This window comes from Spirosoma sp., from assembly GCF_048594605.1.
Taxonomy (GTDB): Bacteria; Bacteroidota; Bacteroidia; order Cytophagales; family Spirosomataceae; genus Spirosoma.
Map to the genome: position 1 here is coordinate 36,415 of NZ_JBMDWV010000416.1, position 10,877 is coordinate 47,291.

Genomic DNA, 10,877 nt, shown 5'->3' on the forward strand with positions numbered 1-10,877 from the left:
ACGGGGTATTAGTAGCTTTGACTTCGCAGACTAGTTGCCGATTTTATCATCTATACAGGAATACGTAGTCCCGATTATGTCTAAAAAAAGGAAAGGGCCGCCCATCACTTCGCCGTCAGGTGCGTCTGCTCAAACCCCTAAACCGCAACCTCAACCTAATCCTACTCTTCCGCCGTTAACGAACGCTCAAAAGTCTGAGCCTGCTCTTGCTGCTGACTCTAACCGATCTTTTGAACTGATTCGATTCGATCGACGGATGAAATGGTTTCTCGGCATTTGCGCAGGGCTGTTTTTGCTGATGTTACTAGCTAAAATTCATTTTGTATCCGTTGCTGCCTGGAATCAGCTTATACCCGACGGTAGTAATCCAAGACGCGGATTGATTTCCGGTGAAGCCAGACGTATTCGCATGGATGATTACGCCGTTGGAACACCCTGGTTTTTGTCGCAGGCTGAAAAGGGATTTCCACAGATTAACGAAACAATCGGGGGCGAGAAAGCGCCGGTTATGATTATTCCGACCAAACACTTTTCCTCGATTTTTAAGCCCATCAACTGGGGGGCAATGATTTTTGGGACGGAGACGGCTTATGCCTGGGAGTATGATGTTACCATCTTCATGTCGCTGATTGCCGTTACGTTCATGCTAATGCTGTTAACTCAGAATCACTTTTGGCTATCAGTTTTTGGAAGTATATGGCTTTTGCTCTCCACCGGAACACAATCATGGACTTACATTCCGATTTATACACTGACAGGGGGAAGCCTGGTGTTTGTGTCAGCTATCTATTTGTTATATGGACGTAGCAAACGGCATATTATCATCGGCTCTATCAGCTTAGCCTGGTCATTAGCCTATTTTGTGTTGATGCTATATCCACCTTATCAGGTACCAATTGTTTATATTATACTCGCGCTATTTGTAGGTTATACGCTCAATCAGCGTGATTTGTCTGAGTTAACAAAAAATTGGCCGCTTAAATTAGGAGGAGGTTTTGTTGCGCTGGCTGCTCTGGCTGGTGTTCTCGTGGCTTATTACAGCGACCTAAAACCTACCCTGGACGCTGTTACGAATACCGTCTATCCGGGTAAACGTAACGAACTGGGTGGTACCGGATTTGTGGCAAACTGGGCCTCTGAGTATTTCGCCTGGCTCCTGACAGACGCAAAATATCCGCAGCAGTGGCTCAATTACTGCGAATTGTCGCATTACCTGACGTTTACGCCCATCATTATTCCGTCATTGATTATTGCGTTCAGCCTAACCCGTCGGATAGACTGGCCGTTGCTGTTGCTTAGCGTCGTTATTTTTCTGCTTTACATCTGGGTTGAGGCCGGCTTCCCTGAATGGATGGCCAAACTGACGTTGCTCAATATGAGTCCGACCCGCCGAACTCAGGTTCCGCTGGGAATTGCTAACGTACTACTGGCGGTTTTGTATCTGGATTACCTACGGCGAAATTCACTACGTTCTCAGGCGCTTTACACGGGTATTGGTGCTGCGCTGGTATTAGCCCTGATGATCTACGCAGGGTATGTTAATGTTAATGACGCAGCCGGTTTCTTCAAATGGTATCAACTATATCTACCAATTGCTTTTTTTACAGCATTGGGAATTTTGTTGCTGCCTACGTTAACGAGCCCGTATCGAATCCCGATTTTCTGTGGGGCTATTCTTTTGTTTGTTCTACCGAATCTACGGATTAATCCCGTTTCAAAAGGGTTATCGCCTATTACCGAAAATACGTTGTATCAAACCGTTAAAACTCTGCATCAGCAGGAGCCAAAAGCCAGATGGGTAACGTACGGCAGTCAGTTTATTTCGTACCTGGTAACGGCTACCGGTGTCGATCTGCTGAGCGGGGTCAAGTTTATTCCGCCCCGGAATATTTATAAAGTACTGGACCCGCAAATGAAGCGCGATTCTGCCTACAATCGCTACGCGCATACGGTTTACCAGTCGTTTATTAATGGGACGGACAGCGTTTTTATTCAGAACAATTTTGAGGATGGCTGCCTGGTTGCCATGGACCCCTGCTCGCCAAAGTTCAAACAGTTAAACGTTAAGTATATCATTTTTGACCATGCTACCCAGCCGGTTGAAACACGCTGTATGAAATCGGTTGCTACGTTAGGAACTATCCAGATATACCGCATAAACGACTGATTCTGATGGGTATAGGAGCTCCACGGGTTCTGGTTGTTATTCCCTGCTTCAATGAGGAGGAGTCCATTACGTCGGTAATCAACGAACTCAACCAACTGCGTACTGCTTCTGACCTTCGCTTTGATCTGTTGGTAGTAAACGATTGCTCCACTGATCGAACGCTGGCGATTATTCAGAAACTGGATTGTCAATATCTCAATTTACCGGTCAATCTGGGTATTGGTGGGGCGATGCAGGCGGGTTATAAATTTGCCTATCGCAACGAATACGACATAGCTGTACAACTGGATGGCGATGGGCAACATCCGGCCGATGAATTACCGAAACTGATTCAACCGCTACTGGATGACCAGGCCGACGTAGTGATTGGCTCCCGGTTCCTGACCAAAACTGGGTTTCAGTCATCAGCAATGCGTAGAGTGGGAATTCGCTATTTTCGCTGGCTCAATCAGTTGCTGGTTGGTCAGGTGATTCACGACAGTACGTCCGGCTTTAGGGCTTTTAACCGTCGAACACTGGCGGTAGTAGCCAATTATTATCCCGACGAATACCCTGAGCCCGAGGCTATTGTGCAATTTGGTCTTTACCGGCTGCGTATGCTGGAAGTGCCTGTACAAATGCGTGAGCGACAGGGGGGCGTTTCATCAATCGGCAGTGGACAGGCCATTTATTATATGTTGAAAGTGACGTTGGGTGCTTTGTTTATTTATGCTCGGCTGCGAAGTAAAACCATTCCCAAACCTGCCTGATTTATGGCTTCCCTACCTATTACTATTCAGATCATAAGCTTGCTGGGCGTTGCCCTGTTTATGGTCATGATTTTCCGGTTGATTGCCAAAGGACAATTGCGGGAAGAGTATTCCATTATCTGGATTCTATGTACTATCATACTGGTCGTTTTCTCGATCTGGCGGAAAGGGCTCGAACAAATTTCTCTGTTTTTAGGCGTCTATTACCCGCCGTCTTTGATTTTTCTGGCCGCCATTTTTGCGATTATCGTCTTTCTGGTTCATTTGTCGGTGGTTAACTCCCGTCTGCAAAATCAGATAAAAGTGTTGACGCAGGAGATGGCCTATATGCGGAAAGAAATGGATCAGCTACGTTCAGAAATGCATGCACCGGATGCCCAACAACCGGTAATCGCTGGCACAAATCCGTAAGTTATGCTGCCCACAATTAGTGTTATTACACCTTCCTACAATCAGGGGCAGTTTATCCGCCAGACGGTTGAGTCCGTTCTTAGTCAGAATTATCCCGCTTTAGAGTATCTGATTGTTGATGGCCTTTCTACCGATGCTACGTTAGAAATACTCCAGCCGTATCAGTCCCGATTAACCTTACTTTCGGAAGCTGATAGCGGCCAAACGAACGCCATCAACAAGGGGTTGCGCTTAACGACGGGTAGTATTGTCTGCTGGCTTAATTCCGACGATTATTTTCTGCCCGGTGCGTTACATACGGTCGGGAAGTTTTTTGAAGAGCATCCTGAGCAGCTTTGGCTAACCGGCGACTGCCTGATTGTCAACGATAAGGGTGTGCCTATTCAGCAATCGATCCAGCGTTATAAGCGGTCGCTTCGACAGCTACCGACGTTTGTGTATCTTGGAATGACCAATGCTGTCTGCCAGCCTGCTACGTTCTGGCGCCGATCTGCTCATGATACGTTAGGCTATCTGGACGAGTCGCTACATTACACGATGGATTATGACTGGTGGCTACGGCTGAAAACACTTCAGCCGCCCGCCGTAATTAGGCAGGTATTGACGGCCTTTCGTGTACATGGACAGTCGAAAGGAAGTCAGTTTAGTGAGCAGTTTGCAGAAGACTACAGCGTACTACAGCGTCATGTTCGGTCTATGCCCGTTCGGGCGATGCATCAGCTGCATAATCAGTTGATAACGGCCGCCTACCATTTGATAAAATGAATCTGAAAGCGCTTATTCGGCTTCTTAAAACATCGCCTTTTCTAGCGCCGGTACTGGCAATAATTGACTTTGTACTTTGGTTAACCGATACGTTAGCCATCTGGACGGCACCAGCTCCAATCAAACCGAATACCTTATTAATTATCCGGCTCGATGTTCTTGGCGACTATCTGCTATTTCGGAATTACATACGCCGGATTCGTGAGTCGGCCCATTATAAAAACTACACCATTACGTTCTGCGGAAACGTAGCCGTAAAGTCGCTGGTGGAGGCATTCGATACGTCCGTAATCGATCAGTTTTTATGGACAGATATTTACAAGCTGAGTACACGCCCGCTTTATCGATTTCGGTTTGTGCGAGAACTGCGACGGGCGGGGTGTTCAGTTGTTTTTTGTCCGACATACAGTCGGGTGCTGGTTTTAGATGACTTTATGGCCCGCGCCAGTGGAGCAGCCGAGCGAGTGGGATGTCGGGGTAATTTTATCAACATCAAGCGATGGGAAGCATGGTTCGGTAATCGAATCTATACCCGCCTGATCGATTCTCCAGATGATTATATGTTTGAAATGGAACGCAATCGGAAACTGGTAGAAGGATTTCTACAGGAGCCGGTAACGATTGAGCCCCCTCGATTCGATTTAACCAAAGCGCACCCAATAAGCAATTTGCCAACACGCTACGTTGTTTTTTCGCTTGGGGCCGGTCAGGATTTTCGGGTATGGCCCACGCGTCGGTTTGCCCAGGTTGCTGATTTTATCCAGCAATATTACCCCAATCATTTTATTGTACTGACTGGAGCGCCAAACGAACTGGTTTATTCACAACAGTTTATGCGTGAACTGACAGATCATAACCGAATTGATGATCGGACAGGAAAACTCTCGTTGGCAGAGCTGATTTTTACGCTGTCGAAAGCAGATTTGTTAATTGCCAACGAAACGGGGATTTTGCATCTGGCGGCATCGACTCAAACGCCTACAGTTGTTATTTCGCAGGGAAAATCCTTGGTACGCTGGCATCCGTATCCGGCTGACGTAGCGCCATACATTCACCATGTTTACCCGGATTATATTGAAAAGCACCGAGCTGATTTATCCGTTATTGCAGATGAATTCAATCCAGAATCCCCATTTTCGATCGAAACGGTTGAAGTAGACCGAGTGATTCGTTTGATCAAAACGCTACTAATTTATTCTGATTAAGGCCGTTGAAAAATTAGATTAACGTAACGGTTGGTTGGCTCTTCGCTCAAGATACGTAGTGCTTCGTAGCTCTGGGGCTCGATGCGCTGGTTGATTTCGTTGATCAGGCTGACCGTATAGCCTAATTCTTCCATCATATTCAGGTACGTGGTAGGGCTAGCTCCACTATTGTGTAGTCCCCGTGGCCAGAATTCGCTGAAAACAACAGGATGAAACCTTGTTAGTAACTGATAAGCCCCACTCAACGCAAAATATTCAAACCCCTGTACGTCAATTTTGATCAGGTCAATACGTTCGGACACTGCGTCGTCGAGCTGTAAAGTGGGTACGTCTACAAATTCAGTAAAATCGCCGTCGTTGTAGAGTCGGTAATCGCCGACATTAAACGGGTGTTTGTACAACCGCATCGTTTCCGTACGATTCGATAAAGCCGCATTGTTCAGCACTACGTTCGACAACTGATTGATCGCTACGTTCTTCTGCAATATTGCGAAGTTTCCCGGATCGGGTTCGAAGGCAATCACTTTTCCCCGCTTTAGCTTCTGAGCAGCCCTGACGGTATAATAACCCATATTAGCACCAATATCGACCATAACCGAATCCTCCCGCAAGAAGGACATTAATGCGTTGAATTCGGCTTCTTCAAAACGACCGTGTCCAGCAACCTGTAACGTATCGTGTTGATCGATGTATAGCTTGAAATCGCCAAAGTCGAAAGGTTTGCTGTTATCAATCTTGTTTTTTAAGCCAAGCTTATAGGCAAAAATTGCGACTTTGAATGCAATTCGATCTCCATCCAGCCCCAACTTGTCCAGTACGTTGATAAGTGCGTTAACAATTTGGCTCTTCATGAATGTCTAAGAAATGAGAAGGTCAAGTGGGCAATTTATTCAAATATTGAGTTTGGTTAACTTCTGAACCTGAAGATATACGGTATATGCCCAGTTGGTAAATGATCTGGCCAGATAAGAGCCTGATTTATTGGCTAAAACCTCGGCAGCAATGAAGCTGCTTTGTGGCTGTCTGATGTTTTCCTGAACAACTTAACGGCCGGTGCGAATAAATTTTCATGATGTGCCACGAAATGGACTTCCATCAATCTCAACCATCGGGGCATGGAGTCAGCGTCTGGTCAAACGTCCAGTGTTACGTCCACTGGTGCATATGCTTTTGTGGCGCCAGTCGTGAGGCACAGCCACAATACGTAGTGACCCGGTTTAAGGTCTTTTTTGTCCAGAACAGCGCAGAAACCAGCGTGCTTGTACTCTCTGCCCAGTGTATGATCGTCCCTGTCGTCCAGAACAAATTCATACGTGTCAAAAGCGTAGGTATCTGTGCCTGAATTGGCTACGATCTGTACGGTGGTGCCTCTCGGTAAATCATTATTCAGCAGCGCCCAGGAACGATAAAATACCAAGTAGTTATCAGAAATGTAGGGTTTTACATCGTGTGTTACGTTATGTGTGGCGACCAGCGTTGACGGGTCGAACAAAGAGGGCTTGCTTTTCAAATGAGCGAACGTAATGTCTGGCACTTGATAAAATCCTTTGCGAACGGCGTCTGCAAAAATTGGTTTGGCTACGCCTGAATTTCCCCAATGAAGTGATACGTTGGCCGGTTTATCATTGTAAAAGGCACTACTATACTGCAACTGCTGTGTACGATCGGCAATCCGCTGCCGATTGACCTGATTAGTAGCTGAAAAATAGAAAAACAAACAAATTCCTGCATAGGTAACCAGGACAACAGGGCGCAAGTATCGCTGGGTGATGGTTTCGATGGCAAGAGTGGCCTGCGTAGCAAATAGCATCACTACAACAATACCATAACGAGGAGAAAACGCCTGCTCAACACCCATCCCCGAACGGGAAGCCATCAACGACAGGCAGGTGAGGTAGAGAAATGCGATTATACCGACAAGTGGCAAATGATCCGTAAGCCTTTTCTGATACCATAAATAGCCAATCAGCCCCAGCGTTATCAGCAATGACACTATTCCAAAGAGTATGGCCAGTTTAGGTCTGCCGGCGCCGATCATTGCGCCGATCAGGGTGAAAAAATAGCTGATCGCGCGGCCTGTATGATTAAACAGTGAGTCTGCGATGTCGGGATGATAAGGTGGTCGCGTGTAATTCAGAAAATAGAAGCCAATAGTTGCGGCACTAACTGCAATCCATATGCCCAGCCGTCGGTAGGATTTCAGAAAAAGCAATACAGGTATGCCGACAATGAAGGTAAACATACCGTTACCACTAGTAAACGTTGCCAATACGGCCGCAACGCAGGCAAGAATAAAAGCCTGCCGACCAGACTGACACAGGTTGTACATACAGAACATGGCGAACGGAATCACAAACAGATTCTGTAAAGCGGCCATGCTCCAGGTCGACAAGTCCCAATATTGAAAGGAAAACAGCGAATACGCTACCGGTAAAAAATAGAAAAGCTTTTGAGGCAGAGGAAAACCTTTGAACGCTACGTACCAGAAAAGCACCCCGATCAAAAAAGGAGCCAGATTACCAATTAGAATTAAGTGCCTGAAATTCAGTTGGCCAAACAAGCCATAATCGGCCAAGAAAACGAGCCGATCAAAAACAATGCGATGCTCGTTGTACTGCGAAAAAATCAATTTTAGTTTCTCCCAGAAGTTCAGACCCGTAAATGAATAATCAGCAATAAACGAAAGAGCACTGTTGAAATCGTCTTCGTAAGGGAAATTATAAGCGTTTCGAAAGATCGTTACGTAGTATATAACAACCGAAATCGCCAGCAGAATGATGAGTGCAACGTACTGAAAGACAGATAGGATCGGTCGTCTGTTGGACGTGCCCAATTGTATAGAGTCCGATTGAGCCGATTGGGAATGCATAATTGACCGAGCTTCGTAAATGGTATCGCTTTTGGTGTGAAAAAAACGCTGAAAAATAGTTGAATGTGTGGCCGTAAAGATTGCCATTGAGCAAATTAATCGGAATTTGATGCGGTAAGTATACTTCATTATCAACTATCAGACAAGGGAAGCGCCTGTAAAGCTCTGTCAGACAATTGATCGAATAGTACGGCTTTTACAACGGGCTTGTGTAAATTTGCAGTATACCTATAAGATGCAACCGTTCAATGACTTTAAAGCTTCAACAGACAGACATATTTGAAGACCGGCACCAGGGTCAGACTGAAGCGGCTCAGGCCGATATGCTCAAGACAGTGGGTGTTACGTCTATCGACGAACTTATTGATCAAACCGTTCCGGAGGCCATCCGACTGCAAAAACCGCTCGATCTGCCGGAACCCAAGTCGGAAATGCAGTTTCTGACGGATTTCAAAAAAATAGCCAACCAGAATAAAGTTTTTAAATCGTATATCGGTACAGGCTACTACGATACGCTGACGCCAAACGTCATTCTCCGGAACGTATTGGAAAATCCGGCTTGGTACACGGCTTACACACCGTATCAGGCCGAAATTGCGCAGGGACGGCTCGAAGCTCTCCTGAATTTCCAGACGGTTGTGTCGGATTTGACAGGGATGGACCTGGCCAATGCTTCGTTGCTGGACGAAGGAACGGCCGCTGCTGAAGCCATGCACATGCTTTATGCGACGCGTCCGGCTGCCAAGAAAAATGCGGATACGTTTTTTGTATCAGAACGGTGTCATCCGCAAACGATCGACGTAGTATTGACGAGGGCTACTCCTCTGGACATTAAGGTTATTGTAGGCGATCATCGCTCGGTCGATCTAACCAACGATGCCATCTTCGGGCTTCTGCTTCAATACCCCGCTTCTGACGGTGAATTGTTCGATTATACCGATCTGATAGCTGCGGCCCATGAACATAACGTAACGGCTGCTGTTGCGGCTGACCTACTAGCCTTAACAATGCTGACTTCACCCGGCGAAATGGGGGCCGACGTCGTAGTGGGATCGTCGCAGCGTTTCGGGGTTCCGATGGGTTATGGTGGCCCACATGCCGCTTTCTTCGCGACTCGCGATTCGTTCAAGCGGCAGATTCCGGGACGTATCATTGGAGTATCGCAGGATGCAGAAGGCAAACCTGCGCTGCGGATGGCCTTGCAAACCCGCGAACAGCACATACGCCGGGAAAAAGCTACGTCAAATATCTGTACGGCGCAGGTTCTGTTAGCGGTTATGGCTGGAAGCTACGCTGTTTACCACGGTCCGAAACGGCTGCGTGCAATCGGTGAGCAGGTACACGCTCTGACGAAAGCATTTGCCACAGGGTTACGCTGGAGTGCGCACAAGGTTTGTACCCAGACGTATTTCGATACGGTCACGATCAAGGTCGATGATGTCGAGTCGCTACGGAAATCGGCGCGGGCCGCTCAGATCAATTTGCGGTATCTGCCGGATGGCGAGCACGTTAGTGTTTCGTTCGATGAAGCTAAAACGTTCCATGATTTGACCGAGTTGCTCACTGTATTCGGTGTAAAAGCTGATATGGACGCCATTCTGGAGAGTCTGGAAATTACCTGGCCAGAGCAGTTGGTACGTACATCGGATTATCTGACGCATCCGGTATTTAATACGCATCATACTGAGCACGAAATGCTACGTTATCTGAAGTCATTAGAGGAAAAAGACCTTTCGTTGGTCCACTCAATGATTTCGCTGGGGAGCTGCACCATGAAACTGAACGCTACTGCCGAAATGATTCCGGTTACGTGGCCCGAATTCGGCAAGCTTCACCCGTTTGCACCAAAAGATCAAACAGCAGGATACCAGCAGTTATTTTCAGATTTGAACGACTGGCTGTGTGAGATCACGGGTTTTGCGGCCATGTCGATGCAGCCAAACTCGGGCGCACAGGGCGAATACGCAGGACTGATGGTTATTCGGGCCTACCACGAAAGTCGGGGCGATCATCATAGGAATATCTCGTTGATTCCGCAATCGGCCCATGGAACAAATCCAGCCAGCGCCGTGATGGCCGGTATGAAAGTGGTCATCGTAAAATGTGATGAACGTGGCAATATTGACGTAGCGGATCTGAAAGCGAAAGCGGAACAGTACAGCAAAGACTTATCGTGCCTGATGGTAACATACCCATCGACGCACGGGGTGTTTGAAGAAAGCATCAAGGAAATCTGCGAGATTATCCATCAACATGGTGGTCAGGTGTATATGGATGGGGCGAACATGAACGCACAGGTAGGCCTTACATCTCCCGCTACAATTGGTGCCGACGTTTGCCACCTGAATCTTCACAAGACATTTTGTATTCCTCATGGCGGGGGGGGGCCAGGCATGGGCCCAATCGGTGTCGCTCCACAATTGGTGCCGTTTTTGCCCGGCCATGTAAATGAAAGCAAAGGGTCCAGAACCGAAGGGGCGGGTGCTGTTTCGGCAGCTCCGTATGGCTCAGCCAGTATCCTGACGATTTCTTACGCCTATATCGCTATGATGGGTGGCTCTGGATTATCGAACGCTACCAAACGGGCCATACTAAATGCCAATTACATCAAAACCCGGTTGGCTGGTCATTATGATACGTTATACACGGGGACCAATGGCCGTTGTGCGCACGAAATGATTATCGATTGCCGTCCGTTCAAATCGTCGGCT

Annotated in this window: 8 protein-coding genes; 6 read left to right on the forward strand and 2 right to left on the reverse strand. The window is 47.3% G+C overall.

The annotated features are described in order from the left end of the window. Nucleotides 1–76: 76 nt before the first annotated feature. From ACOJS8_RS25910 to ACOJS8_RS25930, 5 genes are read left to right on the forward strand one after another with little or no spacing between them, the layout of a single operon-like run. The gene (locus ACOJS8_RS25910; RefSeq protein WP_420151457.1) at nt 77–2,167 is read left to right on the forward strand and encodes a DUF7657 domain-containing protein; all 2,091 of its coding nucleotides are present in this window, start codon (nt 77–79) and stop codon (nt 2,165–2,167) included. 5 nt (nt 2,168–2,172) lie between these two features. Then, entirely contained in the window at nt 2,173–2,916 is a 744-nt protein-coding gene (locus tag ACOJS8_RS25915) for a glycosyltransferase family 2 protein (protein WP_420151458.1), read from the forward strand. 3 nt (nt 2,917–2,919) lie between these two features. Continuing rightward, on the forward strand, nt 2,920–3,327 hold the full coding sequence (locus ACOJS8_RS25920) for a DUF2304 domain-containing protein (protein WP_420151459.1): 408 nt from the start codon (nt 2,920–2,922) through the stop codon (nt 3,325–3,327). Nucleotides 3,328–3,330: 3 nt separating this feature from the next. Beyond that, nucleotides 3,331–4,092, forward strand: coding sequence for a glycosyltransferase family 2 protein (locus ACOJS8_RS25925; protein WP_420151460.1), 762 nt, complete (start codon nt 3,331–3,333; stop codon nt 4,090–4,092). Continuing rightward, nucleotides 4,089–5,297, forward strand: coding sequence for a glycosyltransferase family 9 protein (locus tag ACOJS8_RS25930; protein ID WP_420151461.1), 1,209 nt, complete (start codon nt 4,089–4,091; stop codon nt 5,295–5,297). The genes ACOJS8_RS25925 and ACOJS8_RS25930 overlap by 4 nt, the downstream gene beginning before the upstream one ends. On the opposite strand, the gene ACOJS8_RS25935 is transcribed toward ACOJS8_RS25930, so the two are convergent. Next, nucleotides 5,294–6,148: an FkbM family methyltransferase gene (locus tag ACOJS8_RS25935; protein WP_420151462.1), complete on the reverse strand. Its 855-nt coding sequence runs from the start codon at nt 6,146–6,148 to the stop codon at nt 5,294–5,296. The genes ACOJS8_RS25930 and ACOJS8_RS25935 overlap by 4 nt on opposite strands. 281 nt (nt 6,149–6,429) lie before the next feature. Beyond that, nucleotides 6,430–8,253 carry a hypothetical protein gene (locus tag ACOJS8_RS25940; RefSeq protein ID WP_420151463.1) on the reverse strand — a complete coding sequence of 608 codons (1,824 nt, stop codon included), beginning with the start codon at nt 8,251–8,253 and terminating at the stop codon, nt 6,430–6,432. Between the two features lie 161 nt (nt 8,254–8,414). Between ACOJS8_RS25940 and gcvP the strand changes: the two genes are divergently transcribed. Beyond that, on the forward strand, nt 8,415–10,877 hold a 2,463-nt coding region (gene gcvP, locus ACOJS8_RS25945), incomplete at its 3' end, for an aminomethyl-transferring glycine dehydrogenase (RefSeq protein WP_420151464.1).

What these genes read in the sequence shown, in the direction of transcription:
- ACOJS8_RS25935 (WP_420151462.1), bottom strand. Translation starts at nt 6,148, where the DNA reads ATGAAGAGCCAAATTGTTAACGCACTTATCAACGTACTGGACAAGTTG.
- ACOJS8_RS25930 (WP_420151461.1), top strand. Translation starts at nt 4,089, where the DNA reads ATGAATCTGAAAGCGCTTATTCGGCTTCTTAAAACATCGCCTTTTCTA.
- ACOJS8_RS25940 (WP_420151463.1), bottom strand. Translation starts at nt 8,253, where the DNA reads ATGGCAATCTTTACGGCCACACATTCAACTATTTTTCAGCGTTTTTTT.
- ACOJS8_RS25920 (WP_420151459.1), top strand. Translation starts at nt 2,920, where the DNA reads ATGGCTTCCCTACCTATTACTATTCAGATCATAAGCTTGCTGGGCGTT.
- ACOJS8_RS25915 (WP_420151458.1), top strand. Translation starts at nt 2,173, where the DNA reads ATGGGTATAGGAGCTCCACGGGTTCTGGTTGTTATTCCCTGCTTCAAT.
- ACOJS8_RS25910 (WP_420151457.1), top strand. Translation starts at nt 77, where the DNA reads ATGTCTAAAAAAAGGAAAGGGCCGCCCATCACTTCGCCGTCAGGTGCG.
- ACOJS8_RS25925 (WP_420151460.1), top strand. Translation starts at nt 3,331, where the DNA reads ATGCTGCCCACAATTAGTGTTATTACACCTTCCTACAATCAGGGGCAG.